The following is a 20,914-nucleotide window of genomic DNA, read 5'->3' on the forward strand; positions in this document are numbered from 1 at the left end:
AGCCTTCTGCGGCAGTTATTCCGATCGGTAACCTCAAATTCTCCTCAGATCACGGATGTTCGGGCCGCCTGGGTGCCACTCGCGGCGGTGGCAGTGACTTTTTGATAACAGGAGCGCCTGCTGCCTGCGCGGACGTCTAACGTGTCCCGCATTCTCAGGACCGGGTGAAGCGAACGCGAGGAGACCCATGGTCTACGATCAACTCTCGGCTCCGGCCCGGACCGCGCGCCGATCCGGGCACCTGCGCCGCGAGGTCGGGCTGATCGGCCTGATGTGGGCCTCGGTCGGCTCGATCATCGGATCGGGCTGGCTCTACGGCGCACGGAACGCCGTCACCGCCGCCGGGCCTGCGGCACTGGTCAGTTGGGGTGTCGGCGCGGTGGCGATCGGTCTGCTCGCCCTCGTCCACGCGGAGCTCGGCGGGATGTTCCCGGTCTCCGGAGGGACCGCGCGCTATCCGCACTACGCCTTCGGCGGGCTGGTCGGCATGTCGTTCGGCTGGTTCTCCTGGATCCAGGCGGCGACCGTGGCTCCCATCGAGGTCGAAGCGGTGATCGGCTACGCCGGCCACTGGTCCTCGGCCGCCGGACTGCAGCATGCCGACGGGACGCTCACCGCCTCCGGACTCGCGGTCGCCACCGGCCTGATGGTGGTATTCGTGACCGTCAACTTCCTTGGCGTGAAGGTGTTGGCCCATACCAACAGCACGGCCACGTGGTGGAAGATATTCGTGCCACTGCTCACCGTGTTCGTTGTGGCACTCACGCATTTCGACACCGGCAACTTCACCTCGCACGGATTCGCACCGTACGGCGCCAAGGGCGTCCTCGCGGCGATCAGCACGAGCGGGATCATTTTCGCATTGCTCGGCTTCGAGCAGGCGATTCAGCTGGCGGGTGAGAGCAGCAATCCGAGGAGCCACATCCCCCGGGCCGTGCTCGGCTCCGTGACCATCGGCGCGGTCGTCTACATCCTGCTCCAGGTCGTCTACATAGGTGCGCTCCCGGCTGCGTCGCTGCAGCACGGCTGGGCCGCTCTCGCCTACCAGGGCATCTCCGGCCCGTGGGCGGGCCTCGCGGGGGTGCTCAGCCTCGGCTGGCTGGCCGCGTTCCTCTACGTCGACGCGGTGGTCTCGCCCGCGGGCACCGCGCTGATCTACACCACCTCGACCTCCCGGGTCTCCTACGGGCTGGCCGCCAACGGCTACTTCCCGCAGGCGCTGGCCCGGACCGATCGGCGCGGCGTCCCGTGGATCGGGCTTCTGGTCTCCCTCGTGGTGGGGGTGGTCTGCTTCCTCCCGTTCCCGAGCTGGCAGCAGCTCGTCTCGTTCATCACCTCCGCCTCGGTGCTGATGTACGCGGGAGCGCCGCTCGCCTACGGCGCGCTGCGCCGCAGGCTTCCGCACCATCCCCGGCCCTACCGGCTCCCGGCGGGCGGCCTGATCTCGCCGCTCTCCTTCGTCATCGCCACGCTGATCATCTACTGGTCGGGCTGGAGCACGTTGTGGCGGCTGGGCTTCGCGGTGCTGGTCGGCTACGCACTGATGGGGGGTTATGCCGCCTATGCGTCCGCGACGCGGCTCCCGCAGGCACCGCGGATGCGGTGGCGCCCGGCCCAGTGGCTGCCCGTCTACCTCCTCGGTATCGGTGCCATCTCGTGGCAGGGCAGCTTCGGCGGCACCGGCCGTCTCCCGCTCGGCTGGGACATCGTTCTGATCAGTGTGTTCGCGCTGGTGGTGTACTACTGGGCGATTGCCGTGGCGCTCCGGACAGCGGAGATCCAGGAGGCGATCAAAGACGCCGAGCAGCACTGACGCCCTCCTGGTGCGGGCCGGGCTCACCCCAGGGCCGTTCGACGCGCTGGTCAGGCACGCGCGCGGCGCGCTCGTGCGGACCTGCCGACCGGAGTGCGTGCGAAGTTGGTCGCCGCACGTTACTGTGCAGTAGGGATCCCCTCGGCAGAGCGCTGGAACGCGACGGAAGGCGGACACCACGATGAACCGCGCGAACCACCCGACGCCAGGACTGGCCGAGCTCGCGGTGCAGTTGAGTGATGGTCAGCTCACCTCGCGAGCCGCCGTCGAGCGGACACTGGACCGGATCGAAGCGACCCAGCCGACGCTCAACGCGTTCCGGCGCGTTCGGGCCGAGGCGGCGCTCGCCGAGGCCGAGGAGGCGGACCGGCGGCTCGCGGCGGGGGAGCGGCTGCCGCTGCTGGGCGTGCCGGTGGCGATCAAGGACGACACCGACCTCGTCGGCGAGCCCACGGCCTTCGGCTGCGCCGGGGATTTCCCGCCGGCACCGGCCGACGCCGACGTGGTGCGTCGCCTGCGCGCGGCCGGAGCCGTCATCGTCGGCAAGACCAACACGCCCGAGATCGGCCAGTGGGCCTTCACCGAGGGCCGTGCCTTCGGCGCCACCCGCAACCCCTGGGACCCGGAGCGGACGCCCGGCGGCTCCTCCGGCGGCGGCGCCGCTGCGGTCGCGGCCGGGGTGGTACCCGCCGCGATCGGCTCCGACGGCGCGGGGTCGGTGCGGATCCCCGCCGCCTGGACGCACCTGGTCGGCATCAAGCCGCAGCGCGGCCGGATCTCCGCCTGGCCGGAGCCGGACCCTTTCCACGGCCTGACCGTCCACGGCCCGCTCGCCCGCACCGTCGCCGATGCGGCCCTGCTGCTGGACGTCGTCTCGGGCAACTCGTCTGGCAACTCCTCCGGCAATGGCCCAGGCAATGAGCCTTGCAATGACCCGGGCAATGACCCGGGCAATGACCCGGGCGATGCGCATCGGCCATCTGCGGAATCGTTCCTGACCGCCGCCGGGCGCGACCCGGGCCGGCTGCGCATCGGGCTCTCCCTCGGCGCGGCCTGGGCGATCCATCCCCTGCGGCTCGATCCCGAGATCCGCGCCGCGACCGTCGAACTGGCCGAGACCCTGGCCCGGTTGGGCCACGACGTGGTCGAGGTCGAACCCCGCTACGGCCTGGTCGGCCCGGCCCAGCTGCCGCGCGCCCTCGCCGGGATCCGCGCCTGGGCCCGTCGAGCGCCCGACCAGGCGCTGCTCGATCCGCGCACCCGGAGCAACATCCGGCTCGGCGCGCTCCTCGACGGACCGGTTCTGCGCGCCGCCCGCGCGGCCGAACGACCGCTCCAGCGGCGCATCGGTGCGGTTTTCGGGACGGTCGACGTGCTGCTCACGCCGACAACTGCCGCCCCGCCGCTGCGCATCGGGGCCACCGACGGCCTCGGTCCGGGCGCGCTGGACCGCGCGATGATCACCGCCTGCCCCTACGCCTGGCCGTGGAACGTCCTCGGCTGGCCGGGGGTGAACGTCCCGGCGGGCCTCACCTCGGACGGGCTGCCGATCGGCTGCCAACTGCTGGGCCCGGCCGCGAGCGAGGCCCGACTGATCTCGCTGGCCGCGCAGTTGGAGGCGGACCGCCGCTGGTACCTGCTCCGCCCGCCGGAGCGGGCCGCCGCGGCCGAGGCCCCGACCTGACGTCGTCGGTCCCCGGTCGGCCCGGTCCCCGGGACGACGACCGGGCCGGGGCAGGGCTGACCACGGGACACGCGCGTCGGTAGGGCCGTAGGGTCCGTGTCATGACCGTCCATCGGATGCCGGCCGCCGAGATCCCGCTCACCGTCGAGCTGGTACGCCACCTGCTCGACGAGCAGCACCCGGACCTCGCGGGCCTGCCGCTCGAAGTGCTGGCCAACGGCTGGGACAACATGGTCTGCCGGTTGGGTGAGGAGTTCCTGGTCCGGTTGCCCCGGCGTGCCCAGTCCGCCGAACTCGTCGACCACGAGCAGCGCTGGCTGCCGGAGTTGGCGACCCGCTTGCCGTTGCCGGTGCCCGCGCCGGTGCGGATCGGGCGGCCGGCGGGGGAGTACCCGTGGTCCTGGAGCATCGTCCCGTTCCTCCCGGGCCGGATCGCCGCGGACACCACGCTCGATGACGTACCGTCAGCTACAACTGCGCTCGGTGGGTTCCTCGCCGCGTTGCACACTCCCGCCCCGCCGGATGCCCCGGTCAACGCGTTCCGGGGGATCCCGCTGGCGGGACGCGGCGACGGCGTGCTGCGCGGACTCACGAACGTCGCCGACACGGCCGACCGCGAAGCGGCGCTGACCGTTTGGGAAGCAGCCGTCGCCGCACCGGTATGGGACGGTCCGCCGCTGTGGCTGCACGGCGACCTGCACCCGGCCAATGTGCTGGTGGACGAGGGGCGGATCACCGCGGTGATCGATTTCGGCGATCTGACCTCCGGCGACCCGGCCACCGACCTCTCCGTCGCCTGGATGCTCTTCCCGGCCGAGGACCGCCGCACCGACCTGCGCGAGGCCTACGACCACGCGGGCGGGCCCGCCGACGACGCCACATGGGCGCGCGCCCGTGGGTGGGCACTGGCCCTCGCGCTGGTCTTCCTGACCCACTCGGCGGACAACCCGCTCATGGGCGGTATCGGCGAGCGGACCCTGCGCGCGGTTCTGGCCGATTCGACGGGCGTCTGACAACTGCACTGGTTCCGAGGCAATTCGAGGCAAATTCGAGGCAATCCGAAGGAAGACGAAGGAGAGGCGGCAGCATGACGACCGATCAGACGGTCTTCGACCTGGCGGCTGTGCTGGAGGAGATCACCGCAGCGACCGAGCACCTCGTGCGGACAGCGGCACGGCTCACCGACGCCGAGGTGCGCGGGCCGTCACTGCTGCCGGACTGGTCGCGCGGGCATGTGCTGAGCCACCTGGCCCGCAACGCCGACGGCGGTCGCCGTCTGCTGACCTGGGCCCGGACCGGCGTCGAGACGCCGGAGTACCCGAGCCTGACCGCCCGGGCCGAGGAAATCGGGGCGGGGGCGGGCCGGAGTGTTGCCGAGCTGCTGTCCGACCTGCGCGACAGCGCCGCCGCATTCGAGGCCGAGTACCGCGCGATGCCTCCTGAGGCATGGCAGCGCACCGTGCGCTGGACTGCCGGTCAGGAACACCCCGCCGCCCGCGCCGCCGACTCCCGGCTCTGCGAGGTTCTGGTCCACCACGCCGACCTGAACGCGGGGTACACACCGTCCGACTGGCCGCCGGACTTCGTCCGAGACATGCTCGACCGGGTGGCAACGTCCTTCGCGACCCGCACCGACGTGCCCGCCATGAAGCTGCACGCCACCGACACCGATACCACCTACGCGACCGGCACCGGACCGTCCGCGCCCACCGTCCTCGGGCCGCAACACGGGTTGCTGGCCTGGCTGATGGGCCGCTCCCCGGGCATCGGTCTCACCCTGCGCGGCGCTCCCTCCCTGCCGGAGGTGCCCTCGCTCTACTGATCCTCGCAAGGACCTTGACGGTTGTGGTGGCGGTCTGGTGATCATGGCTCGTGACTCGCGATCTGTCGACGCCGCCCGTCATCTCCTCCGGCTCACTCGCCGGTGCGCCCCAACCCGTGTTGCCTGCTGCACGGGGCTTGGTGCTGCGTCCCTGGACGTCCTCTGACGCACCGACATTTCTCTCGGCCTACCGGGACGAGGCGATCCGCCGCTGGCACACGCGGCGTCCGTCGTCCGAGACCCGCGTCCTGGAGTGGTTCGCCCGCTACCGCGAGGACTGGGCCCAGGAGCGGGGCGCCCACTGGGCGGTCACCCGCGACGGCGACGACGTCCTCGGCCGGATCGCCATGGGCAGCCTGAACTTCGACGACGGCACGGCGGGCGTCGGCTACTGGGTCCTCCCGGCAGCCCGGGGCGCGGGAGTGGCGACGGGCGCCCTGACCGCGCTGACGGAGTGGGCGATGGAGGAGATCGGCTTCCACCGCCTCCACCTGGACCACTCGACGCGCAACCACGCCTCCTGCCGGGTCGCCACCAAGTCCGGCTACCACCTCGAAGGCACCCAGCGCAGCGCGGCGCTCCACGACGACGGCCGCCACGACATGCACCTCCACGCCCGCGTCCGCGAGGCCTGAGACAGCGGCCCGGTTGACGGGCAGTCCCGCGCGGCGCGAGACCTCCTGGCGCCAGGCCAAGGTGGCGACATGCTCGGGATCGTCCCGCCACAGTCCGGGCAGCCGCATGGGGGACGACCGGAACAGAGCGAGCGGCGACCGAGCTGCCAACGGCGGGCGATCGCGCATCACGGCCGACATATGTCGCGACGACCGCGAGCGATCTTGCCAGGCGTGCATGTGCAGGACAGCGCGTTAACTCCGCTGCTGGGCAGCCCGATCGGAGGTCGCTACGGCCGTCGCCTACCTCGCCTCACCGCTGGCGGCCAGCATGTCGGGCACGGACCTGTTGATCGACGGTGGGTCTGTGAAGACCGTCTGACACAACGTCGAGGACCCAGCCCTGCCCGCAGCTGATGCGGTTGTGCCCACCGGCGCGGCAAGGGGAAGTGAGGTGATTTCAGTTCGGCGACGGCATTGTGCAACTCTCCGTGCCGACCGGCCGCGTAGGATCGCCGACATGGCACTGCGACCTGTTCAGGTGAACATCAAGGCTCTTGACCACGCTGCGGTCGGCCGGTTCTGGGCCGAGGCGCTCGGCTGGGGGCTTTCCAGCGAGGGACCCGGCGTGACCAATGTCGAACCCGGCGGCTACGTCTGGCCGGATCCGCTCGCCGTCTGCATCGACGTCGTGGCCGTCCCGGAGCCGAAGACGGCCACGAAGAACCGGGTACATCTCGATCTCGCCACCACCTCCCTGGCGCATCAGGCGGAGTGGGTCGAGCGCCTTCGGGCGCTCGGTGCGACGCCCGTCGACGTGGGGCAGGGTGACGTGCCGTGGGTGGTCCTCGCCGACCCGGAGGGTAACGAGTTCTGCGTGCTGGAGCCCCGGGAGATCTACCGGGACACCGGGCCGATCGCCGCGGTGCTGGTCGACTGCGTGGATCCGCGGGCCATGGCCCGGTTCTGGGGTGAGGCGACGGACTGGACCCTGCACGAGCTGGCCGACGACTTCGCGTCGTTGCGCTCGGCCAAGGGAGTCGGCCCGTACCTTGAGTTCCTGCGCTCGTCCGACGCGAAGACCGTGCCGGACCGCGTCCATATCGACCTGCTGCCGTACACCGGTGACGACAAGTCAGCGGAGGTCGCCCGGCTGAAGGCCCTCGGCGCCACCGACCTCGACCTGGGCCAGGGCGACGTCGCGTGGACCTGCCTGGCGGACCCGGAGGGCCACGAGTTCTGCGTCCTCGCCCCGCGGTGACGGGCCGGACGGTTTCCTCGACGCGACCTTCGCCGCACGGCCTGTGACGCCGGTAGACGCCAATCGGAAATTCCGGCATGCGCCGTCCGTCACGCCACCACGTCACCGGGCTCGTCGTCGTTGGGGTATCCGTTGTGTTGCTCGCAGGCCTGGTGTACGGGTTGGTCTTCCTGCTGAGTCAGGGCTTGCGGTCGGTTCCGTGGTGAGGGCGACCGCGGCGAGGAGATCCTGATGCAGCGTCATGTGAAGTGCAGGGTCCGAAAGCGATCAGGCTGCGCCGGATCCCGGTCGACGACCTGGACGGGCGGCCAGGCCCATTGCCACACGTTGATGCCTGGCACGCGTGAGAACCGGATCAGCCCGCGGGTGCCCTCGACGGCGACGTGTGGCCAGGCTTCGGCGATGCGTGCCCGCTCCGTGCCGTGGGAGCGCAGCACTTCGGCGAGGACCGTCACGCTGTCGTAGCCCTCGAAGGCGACGAAGGAGGGCGAGTCGTCAAGACGCTCGCGCAGGGCCGACTTGACGCGGGCGCCGAGGGGGCTGAGGCGCTCGGGGAGGTAGCGCAGGAAGGGGATCGCGGTGCCGTCCTCGCCGAGCATCGCCGCCCACTCGGGCAGTTCCGGTTGTCCGGCCGGAGCGCCGATCAGGATCTCGGCGAGGCGAGGGTCGCGGCGGACGGACCGGACGATCGACACGGCCGGTTCCGGGTGGCCGACCAGAAGGAGCAGAGCTGACGCGCCGCTGTCGACGAGTGCGTCGCACACGGCCTCGGGGGTGAGGGCGCCCGCGTCGAGTTCGCTGACCGTGCCGCCGCGTTCAGCGAGGCGGTCCCGCAGAATGCGGGTCCCGGAGGTCCAGTAGACGCTCGACTGGGTTGCCACGGCGACATGACGGTGACCCGCGCCGACGAGGAAGTCGGCGTAGATGTTCCAGCCTTGGGACTGCGCCGGGGCGAGGCGTGCGACCCAATCCGTCGGCTGGTCGGTGAGCGCGTCGAGAACCGCCGATGAGCAGAGGAACGGCAGGCCGAGGGAGTGGGCGCTGGCGGCAGCGGTGCGAGCGACGACGCTGTGGTACTCGCCCACCACGGCGGCCACGCCCAGACTGGCCAACTCCTCCACGGCCGTCGCGGCCTTCGCCGGGTCGGCCGCCGTGTCCCGGACCAGCAACTCCAGTGGCCTGCCGGCAATCCCACCAGTGTCGTTGATGTGACCAACGGCCAGTTCGAGTCCGGCGAGCAGGTGCCGGCCCGCTTCGCCCCAACCGGGGCGTGTCAGCGGAACGAGAGCGCCGATCGGGACGGTGTCGTGGTTCTGGGAGCCGATGGTGACCATGGTGGCCATTGCATCCGTGCGCGGGCGCGCAGGCAAGTGACTATCTGTCAGGTAGCTGGTCGACCCAGCGCAACTCGCCGGAGCCGAGCGCGACGACAGCCCGGGGCTGCATCGGCACGTCGTCGCCCCGGCGCGAGAGCAGCGCCAACTCGCCGACCTGCACGTCGTAGTCGCCCAGCCGGGCCGTGCACTCGGCGACGACCCCGCGTGGATCGGTGGTGCGTCCGAGGGAGAGATGCGGCGTGAAGGCGCGTGACCGGCCCCGGCAGCGCGGGAAGCGGTCCGCGAACGCGGCGTGGAGGGCGCGCCAAGGCGTGATGCCCGCTGCGGCTGGGTCGAGCCAGACGGTGCTGTAGGCGCGGTGGTGGAAGGTGCGGATGCCGGAGAGCCGGGCGGCGAACGCCGGGACCTCGGCGGCTGCCGCTGCGACCAGCGGTGCGGCCGAGTGGAAGTCGGACTCCGGGACGAAGCCGAAGAGCACGTTGACGTGCGGCGGCCAGCGCCGGATCTGCGGGTCGTGATCGCTGCGGACGGCCTGGATCGGTGGCCACAACTCGTCCGGAGGAAGCCATGCCACGGCGGTGCGGGCGGTGGGCGCGACGTCGAAAACGCCGAGCGCCCCGAAATCACCCGAGCCGCCGGGCGTCACGGGCCGGTCCGCGCCAGGTGGTCCGCGAGTTCGTGTGGATGGCTGAGCGCGGCAAGATGGCCGCCGGGGATCGCCTCGACCTCCAGGCCGAGCCGCTCGCGGGCGAGACGGCGCTGGAATTCCAGGGGGAAGAACCGGTCGTCGCGCCCTTGGAGAAGGCGGGTGGTGATGTCGGGCCACTCCGTCAGCGGCCAGGGCTGTTCGAACAGGGTGGACGGCGGTGCCGCGCCGCCCTGCGCGAGGGCCTCCGCGGTCACCTCCGGCGGGACGTCGTGGAAGAAATCGACCCACACGTCGACGTCCAGGGACGGCTGGCGTCCGCTGGCGACGGCGTACTCCGCGCGGGCCTTGGGCTGGCCCGTGTCGTCCCACCACTGGCCTGCGGCCTCGCCGGGCACCGGGACCATGGCGTTGAGCAGCACCAGCTCGGCGACGGGCACGGGCAAGCGCTCGCAGGCCACCGGCGCGTGGAACCCCGCGAGGGACTGGGCGACCACGACCAACGGCCCTGACCGGTCGAAGTTCTGGAGCACCGCGTCGCCGATTGCCTCGGCGAACTCGTCGTACCCCGCGGCGTCATCGGTGGGCAGGTCCAGCGTGATCACCCGATGGCCCCTCGCCTGCAGCTCGGCTGCGAGCCGATGCCACATCCAGGCGCGGCCGTCGGCGCCCGGGACGAGCGTGTAGGTGGTGGTCATCGCCTGTTCCTTCCGTCCGCTGAGGTCTTCGACCGTATCCGCCACCACTGACAGAACTCGTGAATGACGGATGGTCAGCGCGGACCGAGCCGATCGGCCCAGTCGGCGGGGACGCGGCCCGCCGGGCCGGGGACGGGCTGGTCGGCCGGGTGGCTCGTGGGCGGGGCGAGCTCCGGGCCGGAGTCGTAGAACTCCGAGGCGACGTAGTTCCAGAACCAGCTCTCGCCCGGTTCGAAGCTGCGGATGATCGGGTGACCGGTGCCCTGGGCGTGCGCGGTGGCGTGCTTGGCGGGGGAGTCGTCGCAGCAGCCGATGTGGCCGCAGGCGGCGCAGCGCCGCAGGTGCAGCCACCAGCCGCCGTCCGCGTCGCACTCGACGCAGCCGGTGCCGCTCGGCGGCACGGAGGGGTCGACGGAGGTGAGCGGGTGGTTCGGGTCGCTGCGGTTCTCGGGAGTCATGGTGCGGCTGCTCCTGCGGGCGCGGAAGGACGCTGGACGCGTTCAGCGGGCGTAGACGGCGACGAAGTCGCGGGTGGCCTGGGTGTAGTAGCGGTCGGCTGCCTCGCCGAAGTCGAGGATGTTGGTGGGCTTCGGGCTGGCCGGGTCGGCGCTCGAGTCGTAGCTCATGAAGGACGGCCAGGCGCCGTTCATGTCCAGCGGCATCGCCCGGACCGCGCCCGCGTGCTGCATGAGCTCGGCCAGCGTGCGGGCGGAGAGCGCCTGGCCGACGACCATGATGATGTCGCCCTTGGCGGTCTCGCCGACGCCCGACCGCTCGACGTACTTCTTGCCCTGGTACGCCCAGCCGTAGGCGTACGGCACGTCGATGTCGCCCGCCAGCCTGCCGCCGTCGACCATCAGCGTCAGGCACTGCCGCACGCCGACCACGTCCGGGGTCATCTTCACGTCGCGGCCCCAGACGCCGATCCTGATCGAGCCGTCCTTGTAGAAGACCTCGGACGCCGCGCCGTCGCGCAGCGTCGAGTCGGTCCTGCCGTCGAGGTAGAAGCCGCCCTTCGAGGTGCCGTCGGTGATCCGGAAACCACCGTTCCAGGTGGCCATCAGGCCGGTCCGCTGGCCGACCGGGATCGTCGGCGGGACGGCGAAGCTCCCGCCGGGCTCCCGGAAGCCCGGGTGCAGCTGGAAGCGCGCGTGCCCGGCGCTGATCCACGCCACCGCGGCCTCGTAGGAGGAGTGCTCCGCGTCCGGGCGGACGTAGGTTCCCTGGACCAGGGGCAGGCCGTGGTAGGTGACCAGCGCGCGCCAGACGCCCTCGCCGGGCAGGCGCGGGGTGATGCTCGTCGGCATGGGGGCCAGCATCGGCACGGCCGAGTTGAGCGAGGTGGTCCCGTTCGTCGCCCGCATCTGGGCCAGCTGCGCGGGCGTCAGCGAGCCGCCGACGCGGGGCGGGTTCAGCTCGTACTGCCAGTCCTCCAACTGGTTGATCACCAGGCCGAGGTGGTGGTCGCGTCCCCACTCCGCCAGCCGCGCCTCGGTGCCGTCACGGCCCGGGTAGGTGAGCGCCTGGCCGATCGACCAGCCCAGCCAGCCCGCGCAGACCAGTCCGGTGGCCAGGACGCTGCGGGTGACGATCCGCCGTCGGCGGCGCTGAGGGGGAGTCAGGTCGCTCGCCCGCTTCCACGGCAGCAGTCGGCGGCGACGGCGGCGCTGCGCAGGACGGTCGGCGACGGCGGTGGCGCCGTTGTGGTCGGTCATGTGCGATTCCCTCGTCGCTGCGCGCGGAGGCGCAGCCCTGTGCGGATCAACGGATGAGCGGATCAACGGGTGAGCGGGTGAGCGGAATGATGTGGACGCGTCCATGCATGCCATGACTGACGTCGCGTCACGCGACATCTGACGGTGAATCACCCGCACGAACGCTCGCGCCTGCGGGCAGTCAGTCCACGCCTACAGCCCCGGCGGGGTCGACGGAGTCGTGGTGGGCTTGGCCTGCAGTACGGGCGTGGAGTTCCCGAAGACGGGATGGTCGGTGCTCTGCTGGATCTGTGAGGCCTGCCGCCGGATCCCCGGCAGCGCCGCGTACAGCGCGGAGCCCGGACAGTAGGTGCAGTCGGCGTCGGTGTGCCCGGAGATCACGGCAAAGGTGGCCCGGCTGCCGGCGGGGAAGCGGCTGAGCGAGTCGGAGCAGGTCAGCACGGTCGAGGAGACGGCGTCCACCCCGTGCAGGCTCAGCTTCCAGGCGCACAGCGCGCTGAGGGACTGGAGCATCGGCGTGGGCACGTCCGCGCCCTCGGTGAAGGTGCCGATCGCGGCGATGCCCGCTGTGTTGACGTTGAACCCGGAACACTGGGCGCCGATCACCGGCCGGTCGACGCCGCCGTGACGGCCCTCGTAGATGTTGCCGAAGCGGTCGACCAGGAAGTTGTAGCCGATGTCGTCCCATCCTCGGCGGCCGGTCTGGTCGTCCTTCATGCTCCAGATGATGCTGGGGACGTCGGCCAGGTCGTACTCGTTGCCGCTGTCGGTGTGGTGGATGAAGATTGCCTTCACCGCGTCCGCGTAGTGGGGCGCGGGCAGGGGCTTGTTGCGGCCGATGGTGTCCCAGTCGGCGCGCCGGATGATCGGGGGCTGCGCCGCCGTCCATCGCAGGTTCACGGGGTCGGCGAACACCCGGGCAGGGGAGGACGGCGGCGCGGACGCGGCGGAGCCGCGCACCAGCACCGTTGTGACTCCTCCGACCAGGGCGACCTGTGCCACCCGACGCATCAACAGACGCCGCTCGACGTGCATGGGTACGACGATATGCACGGATCTGCGGGGTGTGGGCTCGGGGACCGGCGCTCGGGTGACAAGTTCCGCCGGGTGGGTGTGCCGTGTTAGGCCAGGTGGGAGGCGTGATGTGACGCACCGTGAGCCGCGATGTGACGCGTCGTGAGGTGGCCCCGATGGTGCCGTGAGGTGGCGCTGACGGTGGTGCCGCGTGCGCGTGCGGTGTGCGGGCTACTCGTCGACCGCGACCCCGCCCCATTCGCTCGGCGCGACGTCCCGCACGGTCTGGGTGAACTCCCAGGGGTGACCGGCCAGGTCCTCCAGCGTGCACTGGCGCTCGCCGTACGGGTACTCGGTCGGCTCCTCGACCACCCGCGCGCCGTGGGCGCGGGCCTGCTCGAACCGGGCGTCCACGTCCTCGACGCGCACCTTGATCACGTGGGTGTGCCCGCCCGACGAGGGCGACGGCGGTCGACGCTCGCCGTGCGCGTCGGCGACGATCACGGCCCCGTCCGTGCCGATGCGCATCTGCGAGCGGTGATCCTCGCCGATCCGCACCCGCTCGGAGAACCCGAAGGCCGCCGTCAGCCAGGCGACGGCAGCACGCACGTCCGGGTAGACCAGCACGGGGATCACCGTGCTGCCGGGGATGGAGCGGTTGCTGAGCACGGCACCAACGTACGACCGCCCGGGCGCGGCAGCCAGTCTGTCGTGCCCGGGAAGGGACGAGTGGAGATGGGCCCGGGGTGCCGAAACGCCCACGCTGTCGGCACCCCGGGTGAGGAGCCGCGAGGCCACCTGTCCATGCCCTCGCGGCGCGGGGATCCGGCCGCTCAAAGCAGAACCCCGCAGTTGCCCCTTACCCCTGCTGAGCTGGGCAAACCCTGTTGCTGTCTGTGGTGGGACGTGTCCGAACCGTAGCGGGCGGGGCGCGCGCCGTGCAGTCAAAGGGACGGCGGGGCGGTGTGCCCGCGCGGTACGTTCGGGCGCGTGCCCGATGATCTCTTCGCCGACCCCGCGATGGCTGCCCTCTACGACCCGATGGAGGGCGACCGCGACGATCTCGACTTCTACGCACGGATCGCGGACGAGCTCGGCGCGCGCAGCGTGCTGGACATCGGGTGCGGGACCGGTGTGCTCGCGCTGATGCTGGCCGACCGGGGCCTCGCCGTCACCGGTGTCGATCCCGCCGGGGCCTCCCTGGAGATCGCCAGGGCGAAGCCGGGCGCCGACCGCGTCCGGTGGATCTGCGGGGACGCGACCGCACTGCCGCCCGAGCTGCGTGTCGATCTGGCGGTGATGACCGGGAACGTCGCCCAGGCCATCGTCGAGCCTGCCGCCTGGAACGGCACTCTCGCCCGCGTCCACGCGGCGCTGCGGCCCGGCGGGCATCTGATCTTCGAGACCCGGGACCCCGCGGGGCGCGCGTGGGAGTCATGGAACCGCGAGAGCTCCTACCGGGTCGCGCGGTTCCCCGGCCTCGGGGCGGTCACCAGCTGGGTCGACCTGCTCGATGTCGACGGCCCGCTGGTGACCTTCCGCTGGACCTATGTGCGGGAGGCCGACGGCGGGCCGGAGCTGACGTCGCTCTCCACGCTCCGCTTCCGCCGGCGGGACGAGATCGAGGCGGACCTTGCCGCGAACGGATACGAGGTCCGGGAGGTGCGGGACGCCCCGGACCGTCCTGGCAAGGAGTTCGTCTTCGTGGCTCGGAGGCCTTCGGCCTGACCGGACGACGTCACGGGACGACGTCAGACGAGCCGCTCCAGGTAGCCGTTGTTGACCAGCCACTGCACGTTCAGCTGTGCCGGTGCGCCCGGGAACAGGGAGGCGTCGAGCTGGTACTGCCAGCCCAAGCCCGGCTGGTTGAACCAGGGCGCGATCGGCCCGGCGTCCACCTCGAAGGGCTTGAGGACCTTGTAGTCGTGGTAGTTGCACCCGGCGGCGGGCTGCCCGTCCAGGCTCTGCGGCGGCAGCGCGCGCGAGGAGTACGCCGAGCCCTCCGGGGCGAGGAAGGAGCCGTACTCGCTGCCGAAACGGTCGATGTCCAGACCGGGAAGGAGACGTTCGTGGATCTCCATCGGCCTGCCGTCGGGCGCGATCAGGTAACCGTTGTCCGGCGGGTAGCGCCAGCCGCCCGCGCCGTTGTAGGCCGTCGGGTCGTAGTACTGCGCGAGGAAGGCCACGGGGGACTCGCCGCCCGTGCGGTGGTAACCCGTCAGCTCGCGGCCGACCGAGCCCGCGGTCGGGAGTTGCTCCGGACCGAGGCGCGCGTCGCCGTTGTCGAACGCGGCGGAGCAGGCGTCACTGGGCAACACGTCGGCGTGCGCGGCCTGCGCCCCCGTACCCACCCCGGTGAGCGCCGTGGCAGCGACGACCAGGGCGAGGCCTGCGCCGATCCTGGAAAGGTTCTGAGCAACCGTCATGGGGTGATCGAAACACCCCAGCCACGGGCTGGCGGCCCGTAACGTGATCAAACCACTCGAAAGAGCGGAACGGGGGGTCGAACGCGGTCCCACCAGTAACGATGTCGTCCGGGCGCGCCGCCGTGCGTGGTGCGCCGGGCGCGCCCGCCCTGCCCCCGCGCTCTCCGTGCGGAGTCGCTCAGCCCATCCAGTCGAACGTATCCGGGTCCGGGCCGATGCGCCCGCCGTGGTCGAGGGACGCGATCGCCGCCAGGTCCTCGGCGTCGAGGGTGAAGTCGAAGACGTCGAAGTTCTGCCGGATCCGCTCCGGTGTCACCGACTTCGGGATCACCACGTTCCCCAGCTGCAGGTGCCAGCGGAGCACCACCTGGGCCGCCGTCTTGCCGTGCTTGGCGCCGATCGCGACCAGCGTCTGGTCCTCCAGCAGGCCACGGCCCTGGCCCAGCGGGCTCCACGCCTCCGTTGCGATGCCGTGCTTCGCGTGCAGGGCGCGCAGCTCGGTCTGCGGGAAGTACGGGTGCAGCTCGACCTGGTCGACCGCGGGCACCAGGCCGGTCTCGGCGAAGAGCCGCTCCAGGTGCTTCGCACCGAAGTTGGACACGCCCACCGCGCGCGCCCGGCCCTCGGCGTGGATCTTCTCCAGCGCGCGCCACGCGTCGACGTACCGGTCGCGCGAGGGGACCGGCCAGTGGATCAGGTAGAGGTCGATGTAGTCCAGCCCGAGACGCTCCAGGCCGGCGTCGAACGCCCGCAGCGCGGCGTCGCCCGCGTGGTCGGTGTTCCAGAGCTTGGTGGTGACGAAGAGTTCGTCACGCGGCAGGCCGCTGTCGCGCAGCGCCAGGCCGACGCCCTTCTCGTTGCCGTAGATCGCGGCGGTGTCGATGCTGCGGTACCCGGCGGCCAGTGCCTCGCCGACGACGGTGCGGGCCTCCGCGTCCGGCACCTGCCAGACGCCGAAGCCGAGCTGGGGCATCGTCAGCCCGTTGTTCAAGGTGATCGTCTGCATGACCACCAGTCTGCCAGGGCCCGGCCGAGGTGCCTCGCCGAGCGTTCCACCGGGGTTTGCCCGGCATCCCCCGTTCGGCCCTCTTGCGTTGTCGTGGATCTGTCGAGAATCTGCACGCACGTCCCCGAGCCGAGTGCGCCGACGCACCGGAGACCGGAGCCTGACCTGATGTCATCCTCGTTGAACCGTCGCCGCTTCCTCCAACTCGCGGGTGGCACGGCCGCCGCGTCCGTGCTGTCCACCAGCGTCGCGCGCGCCGCGTCGATCCCGGCCAACCGGGCGACGGGCAGCCTGCGCGACGTGGAGCACATCGTGGTCCTGATGCAGGAGAACCGGTCCTTCGACCACTACTTCGGCACCCTGCGCGGCGTCCGCGGCTTCGGCGACCCGCACCCGGTCACCCTGCCGAGCGGCAAGCCGGTCTGGTACCAGAACGACGGCGGGGCGAGCGGTGGCAAGGACGTGCTCCCCTTCCACCCGGACGCGCCGAACCTCGGCCTGCAGTTCCTCGAGGACCTGCCGCACGACTGGAACAGCACGCACGGCGCGCTCAACAACGGCCGCTACGACCGCTGGGTGCCCACCAAGAGCGCCACCAGCATGGCGCACCTGACGCGGGACGACATTCCGTTCCACTACGTCCTGGCCGAGACGTTCACCGTCTGTGACGCCTACCACTGCTCGCTGCTCGGCCCTACCGACCCGAACCGCTACTACATGTGGACCGGCTACGTCGGCAACGACGGCAAGGGCGGCGGCCCGGTCATCTCCAACGCGGAGGCCGGCTACGCCTGGACCACCTACCCCGAGCGGCTGGAGGCGGCCGGGGTCTCCTGGAAGATCTACCAGGACGTCGGCACCGGCCTGGACGCCGACGGCTCGTGGGGCTGGACGAGTGACGCCTACATCGGCAACTACGGCGACAACTCGTTGCTCTACTTCGACCAGTACCGCACCGCCAACCCCGGCGACCCGCTCTACGACAAGGCGCGCACCGGCACGAACGCGAGCGCGGGCGACGGCTTCTTCGACGTCCTCCGCTCGGACGTCAAGGCGGGCAAGCTGCCCCAGGTCTCCTGGATCGTCGCGCCCGAGGCGTTCACCGAGCACCCGAACTGGCCGGTCAACTACGGCGCCTGGTACATCTCCCAGGTCCTGGACGCGCTGACCGCCGACCCGGAGGTGTGGAGCCGCACCGCACTGCTGATCACCTACGACGAGAACGACGGATTCTTCGACCACCTGGTCCCGCCGTTCGCCCCGGCCGACGCCGCACAGGGCGCGTCGACCGCCGACACGGGCCTGGAGCTCTACAGCGCGGGCGGTGGCGCGGTGACCGGTCCGTACGGGCTGGGCCCGCGGGTGCCGATGCTCGTGGTCTCGCCCTGGAGCACCGGCGGCTACGTCTGCTCGCAGACGTTCGACCACACCTCGATCATCCAGTTCATCGAGCAGCGGTTCGGCGTCCAGGAGCCCAACATCTCGCCCTGGCGCCGTGCCGTGTGCGGCGACCTGACCTCGGCGTTCGACTTCCGGCGCCACGACGACGCACCCCCGTCCCTGCCGTCGACCGCCGGGTACCTGCCGCCCGACAAGAACCGCCACCCCGACTACGTGCCCACGCTGCCGGCCAACCCGGCGCTGCCCAAGCAGGAGAGCGGGACCCGGCCGTCCCGTCCGCTTCCCTACGACCTGGCGGTCGACGGTTCCGTGGACGCCTCCGGCGCGCTGACCGTCGACTTCGCCAGCCACGGCGGCGCGGGCGCCAACTTCTTCGCGACCTCCACGTCCCGTACGGACGGGCCGTGGACGTTCACGGTCGGCGCCGGACGCAGCCTCAGCCACGTCTGGGACGCGTCCACCGCTTCCGTCTCCGGTCCCTACGAGCTGACCGTCCACGGCCCGTCCGGGTTCCTGCGGCAGTTCCGGGGCGAGCCGGGGCAGGTCGGCGTCGAGGTGACCGCCCGGCACAAGGGCGCCGGCGGGGAGGTGCGGCTGACCCTGACCAACCGCGGCACGGCGAGCGCGCACGTGGTCCTGGTCGACGCCTACGGCGTCCACGGCCCGGTCACGCTCACCCTCCGCGCGGGCGCCGAGGCGGTGCACCAGGTGGACACCCGCCGCACCCACGGCTGGTACGACGTCTCGGTGCTGACCGACGGTCGGCCCTCCGACCTGCGCCGCCTGGCCGGTCGCGTGGAGACGGGGCAGGTCAGCTCCAGCGACCCGGCGATCGGCCGCGTCTGACCAGTGCGGAGCTGATCGTTCCCGGCCGACAGTGCGTCAGCCGGGAACGTGCTCCGACCGGCCGTGGCTGCGGAAGGTGCGGCGGTAGGTGTCCGGGGGGACGCCCACCGACCGGTGGAAGTGGCGGCGCAGAGTCGTCGAGGTGCCCATGCCGGTGGTCTCCGCGATCAGGTCGATGCCCTGGTCGGTGGTCTCCAGCAGCTCCTGGGCGCGCCGGATCCGCTGGTTGAGCAGCCACTGGAGTGGCGTGGTGCCCGTCACCTGCCGGAAGTGGCGGCCGAGGTGACGTGAGCTCATGCGCGCCTGCCGGGCCAGGTCCTCGACGGTCAGCGGCTGGTCGAGCCGCTCGATCGCCCAGGGGAGGAGGTCCGCGAGCGGATGGTTGCCCGGTGGGGGCATCGGGCTGGTGACGAACTGGGCCTGCCCGCCGTCCCGGTGCGGCGGTACGACCAGCCGCCGCGCGACCGCGTTGGCCGTCGACGAGCCGTGGTCGAGGCGGACCAGGTGCAGGCAGAGGTCCATCGCGGCGGCCTTGCCCGCCGAGGTGAGCACGCTGCCGTTGTCCACGTACAGCACGTCGGGGTCCACCTCGACCAGCGGGTGGCGCTCGGCCAGGATCTGTGTGTGCGCCCAGTGCGTGGTCGCGCGCAGACCGTCCAGCAGACCGGCCCTGGCCAGGACGAACGCGCCGGTGCAGAGGGAGGCGATCCGCGCCCCCGCGTCGTGGGCCGCGCGCACCGCGTCGACCAGGTCGCCCGGCGGGTCCTCGTCGACGTCCGCCCAGCCGGGGACGATCACGGTGTCGGCATGCCGTAGGTGGTCGAGCCCGTGGTCGGGCTCCAGCCGGAACCGTCCGACCTGCACAGGCCCCGGGCCGCAGACGAGCAGCCGGTACCAGGGACGCGTCACGCTCACCGGCGGAGAGCCGAACACCTCCAGGGCGAGGGAGAGTTCGAAGTGCAGCATGCCGTCGGTGACGGCGAGGGCGACGGTCTTCACGTCCCGATCCATGTCCGGAAGTGTATGGGTGATGTCGTTCCGGACACTAGTGCCGTGGCTTCGCGTCCATCAGGATGATCTCGAAGCAGGAACGCGGCACGGAACAGAGAAACGGGAGTCAAGTCATGGGATCGACCCAAAAGGTGACGGTGTTCGGGGCGTATGGACACACCGGGCGTTTCGTGGTGGCGGAGTTGCTGAAGCGGGGGCTGGCGCCGGTCCTGTCCGGCCGGGACGCCGACAAGCTGGCGGCGCTGGCGGATTCCCTGCCCGAGGGGGCGGGGGAGCTCGACGTCCGCCCGGCGTCGGTCGACGATCCCGCCGCGCTCGACCGCGCGCTGGACGGTGCGGCCGCAGTGATCAACTGCGCGGGACCGTTCGCGACGACGTCGGCCCCGGTCATCGAGGCGGCGCTGCGCGCGGGGATCCCCTACCTGGACGTCGCGGCCGAGATCGAGGCCAATGTCGACACCTTCGCGGACTTCGCCGACCGCGCCCGCGCCGCCGGCACGGTCGTCGTCCCCGCGATGGCCTTCTACGGCGGTCTCGGCGACCTGCTCGCCACCGCCGCGATGGGCGACTGGACGTCGGCGGACGAGGCCCACGTCGCCTACGGCCTGAGCAGCTGGCAGCCGACCCCGGGCACGCTCGCCGCCGGCGTGGTCTCCCGCGAGCGGCGCGGCGACCGCCGCGTCCGCTACGCCAACGGGCGGCTGGAGTACGTGGAGGCCACCGAACTCCCCACCCTGGAGTGGGAGTTCCCCGAGCCGCTGGGCCGCCGGACCGTGCTGGCGGAGTTCACCATGGCGGACGTGGTCACCCTCCCGAGCCACCTCTCCATCCCCGAGGTCTGCACCTACATGTCGACGGCGGCGGCCGGCGACCTGGCCGCGGCCACGCCGGTCGACGAGCACGGACGCACGGCGGAGACCTTTGTGGTCGACGTCGTGGTCCGCTCGGGGGACGAGGAGCGCCGCGCGGTCGCGCGGGGCGAGGACATCTACGCGGTCACCGCGCCGCTGGTGGTCGAAGCGACCCAGCGCATCCTCGCGGGCGGGACCCGGACGGTCGGGGTCGCGTCGGCGGGCGAGCTGTTCGACGCGACCGACTTCCTCAAGGCCCTGTCGCCGCACGTCTCCGTCGAGACGCCGTAACCCCGCGACTCACACCGCGCCGCCGAAGAAGACCTGTACCTCCCGGATGAGCCCGTCCCGTACCGTGATCGCCTCGACGTTGCGGTGCCGGCCGCCTGTCGTGAGCTCGTAGTCGTAGTGGACGAAGACGAGCTCCGGGTCGACGGGGACGACGTGCAGCATCCGCTGCTCGGTGAAGCGGTCGGCGGTCGGGAAGCAGCGCTCGAAGAAGGCCGCCTTGTCGATGTGGTCGTCCTGCGGGCTGGTGAAGGTGAAGTCGTCGGCGTAGAGCGGGAGGGCCGCCGTGCGGTCCTGCGCCCGATAGGCACGGAACGCCGCCTCGACCACGCTCGTCGGGTTGATGTCCATGGTGACCTCGACTTCCTCCGTCCTCGGGCCGGCGACCTGCTGTCGTCAGAGTAGGACAGGAAAATCAGTTGCCCGGTTCGCAGCGCCGGGCGCACGATCGCCGTGTGATCACCTCCCTCCGTAGCAGCCG

Annotated in this window: 20 protein-coding genes; 9 read left to right on the forward strand and 11 right to left on the reverse strand. The window is 71.5% G+C overall.

Annotated elements, in window-relative coordinates; translation table 11 throughout:
- The first annotated feature begins 187 nt into the window (after positions 1–187).
- The 6 genes from ABH940_RS12255 to ABH940_RS12280 all read left to right on the forward strand — a co-directional run bounded on the left by ABH940_RS12255 (position 188) and on the right by ABH940_RS12280 (position 7,194).
- Complete coding sequence (locus ABH940_RS12255) at positions 188–1,813, forward strand: APC family permease (RefSeq protein WP_370105234.1); 1,626 nt, start codon at positions 188–190, stop codon at positions 1,811–1,813.
- 181 nt (positions 1,814–1,994) lie between these two features.
- Positions 1,995–3,497, forward strand: coding sequence for an amidase (locus tag ABH940_RS12260; RefSeq protein ID WP_370105235.1), 1,503 nt, complete (start codon positions 1,995–1,997; stop codon positions 3,495–3,497).
- Positions 3,498–3,598: 101 nt separating this feature from the next.
- Positions 3,599–4,510: an aminoglycoside phosphotransferase family protein gene (locus ABH940_RS12265; protein WP_370105236.1), complete on the forward strand. Its 912-nt coding sequence runs from the start codon at positions 3,599–3,601 to the stop codon at positions 4,508–4,510.
- Between the two features lie 74 nt (positions 4,511–4,584).
- Entirely contained in the window at positions 4,585–5,319 is a 735-nt protein-coding gene (locus tag ABH940_RS12270; RefSeq protein WP_370105237.1) for a maleylpyruvate isomerase family mycothiol-dependent enzyme, read from the forward strand.
- A gap of 50 nt (positions 5,320–5,369) precedes the next feature.
- Entirely contained in the window at positions 5,370–5,954 is a 585-nt protein-coding gene (locus tag ABH940_RS12275) for a GNAT family N-acetyltransferase (RefSeq protein ID WP_370105238.1), read from the forward strand.
- A gap of 499 nt (positions 5,955–6,453) precedes the next feature.
- Positions 6,454–7,194: a VOC family protein gene (locus ABH940_RS12280; protein WP_370105239.1), complete on the forward strand. Its 741-nt coding sequence runs from the start codon at positions 6,454–6,456 to the stop codon at positions 7,192–7,194.
- A gap of 239 nt (positions 7,195–7,433) precedes the next feature.
- Here ABH940_RS12280 and ABH940_RS12285 read toward each other — a convergent pair whose 3' ends face one another.
- From ABH940_RS12285 to ABH940_RS12315, 7 genes are all read right to left on the reverse strand, one after another.
- The gene (locus ABH940_RS12285) at positions 7,434–8,528 is read right to left on the reverse strand and encodes an ABC transporter substrate-binding protein (RefSeq protein WP_370062549.1); all 1,095 of its coding nucleotides are present in this window, start codon (positions 8,526–8,528) and stop codon (positions 7,434–7,436) included.
- A gap of 40 nt (positions 8,529–8,568) precedes the next feature.
- A complete protein-coding gene (locus ABH940_RS12290) occupies positions 8,569–9,177 on the reverse strand; it encodes a 2'-5' RNA ligase family protein (RefSeq protein WP_370062551.1) in 609 nt (202 codons plus the stop codon).
- Positions 9,174–9,875 carry an alpha/beta fold hydrolase gene (locus ABH940_RS12295; protein WP_370105240.1) on the reverse strand — a complete coding sequence of 234 codons (702 nt, stop codon included), beginning with the start codon at positions 9,873–9,875 and terminating at the stop codon, positions 9,174–9,176. The genes ABH940_RS12290 and ABH940_RS12295 overlap by 4 nt, the downstream gene beginning before the upstream one ends.
- A 74-nt stretch (positions 9,876–9,949) precedes the next feature.
- A complete protein-coding gene (locus ABH940_RS12300; protein WP_370105241.1) occupies positions 9,950–10,333 on the reverse strand; it encodes a UBP-type zinc finger domain-containing protein in 384 nt (127 codons plus the stop codon).
- 42 nt (positions 10,334–10,375) lie between these two features.
- On the reverse strand, positions 10,376–11,590 hold the full coding sequence (locus ABH940_RS12305; RefSeq protein WP_370105242.1) for a phosphodiester glycosidase family protein: 1,215 nt from the start codon (positions 11,588–11,590) through the stop codon (positions 10,376–10,378).
- Between the two features lie 192 nt (positions 11,591–11,782).
- On the reverse strand, positions 11,783–12,625 hold the full coding sequence (locus ABH940_RS12310; RefSeq protein ID WP_370062559.1) for an N-acetylmuramoyl-L-alanine amidase: 843 nt from the start codon (positions 12,623–12,625) through the stop codon (positions 11,783–11,785).
- 210 nt (positions 12,626–12,835) lie between these two features.
- Positions 12,836–13,273, reverse strand: a complete 438-nt coding sequence (locus ABH940_RS12315; RefSeq protein WP_370062562.1) for a VOC family protein — start codon at positions 13,271–13,273, stop codon at positions 12,836–12,838.
- Between the two features lie 321 nt (positions 13,274–13,594).
- On the opposite strand from ABH940_RS12315, the gene ABH940_RS12320 reads away from it, so the two are divergent.
- Positions 13,595–14,332 (forward strand): class I SAM-dependent methyltransferase, encoded by a 738-nt coding sequence (locus tag ABH940_RS12320; RefSeq protein WP_370062564.1) that lies wholly within the window; start codon positions 13,595–13,597, stop codon positions 14,330–14,332.
- Positions 14,333–14,355: 23 nt separating this feature from the next.
- Here ABH940_RS12320 and ABH940_RS12325 read toward each other — a convergent pair whose 3' ends face one another.
- On the reverse strand, positions 14,356–15,030 hold the full coding sequence (locus tag ABH940_RS12325) for a TNT domain-containing protein (RefSeq protein ID WP_370062566.1): 675 nt from the start codon (positions 15,028–15,030) through the stop codon (positions 14,356–14,358).
- Between the two features lie 178 nt (positions 15,031–15,208).
- Complete coding sequence (locus ABH940_RS12330; RefSeq protein ID WP_370062568.1) at positions 15,209–16,036, reverse strand: aldo/keto reductase; 828 nt, start codon at positions 16,034–16,036, stop codon at positions 15,209–15,211.
- A 168-nt stretch (positions 16,037–16,204) separates the two neighbouring features.
- Here ABH940_RS12330 and ABH940_RS12335 point away from each other — a divergent pair, with 168 nt between their 5' ends.
- Positions 16,205–18,283: a phosphocholine-specific phospholipase C gene (locus ABH940_RS12335; RefSeq protein ID WP_370105243.1), complete on the forward strand. Its 2,079-nt coding sequence runs from the start codon at positions 16,205–16,207 to the stop codon at positions 18,281–18,283.
- Positions 18,284–18,319: 36 nt separating this feature from the next.
- Here ABH940_RS12335 and ABH940_RS12340 read toward each other — a convergent pair whose 3' ends face one another.
- On the reverse strand, positions 18,320–19,282 hold the full coding sequence (locus ABH940_RS12340; protein WP_370105339.1) for a helix-turn-helix domain-containing protein: 963 nt from the start codon (positions 19,280–19,282) through the stop codon (positions 18,320–18,322).
- A gap of 125 nt (positions 19,283–19,407) precedes the next feature.
- Between ABH940_RS12340 and ABH940_RS12345 the strand changes: the two genes are divergently transcribed.
- Positions 19,408–20,436 carry a trans-acting enoyl reductase family protein gene (locus ABH940_RS12345; protein ID WP_370105244.1) on the forward strand — a complete coding sequence of 343 codons (1,029 nt, stop codon included), beginning with the start codon at positions 19,408–19,410 and terminating at the stop codon, positions 20,434–20,436.
- Positions 20,437–20,445: 9 nt separating this feature from the next.
- On the opposite strand, the gene ABH940_RS12350 is transcribed toward ABH940_RS12345, so the two are convergent.
- Entirely contained in the window at positions 20,446–20,784 is a 339-nt protein-coding gene (locus ABH940_RS12350) for a nuclear transport factor 2 family protein (RefSeq protein WP_370062574.1), read from the reverse strand.
- Between the last annotated feature and the right edge of the window lie 130 nt (positions 20,785–20,914).

Origin of the sequence: Streptacidiphilus sp. BW17 (assembly GCF_041262485.1) — a bacterium.
Taxonomy (GTDB): domain Bacteria; phylum Actinomycetota; class Actinomycetes; order Streptomycetales; family Streptomycetaceae; genus Streptacidiphilus.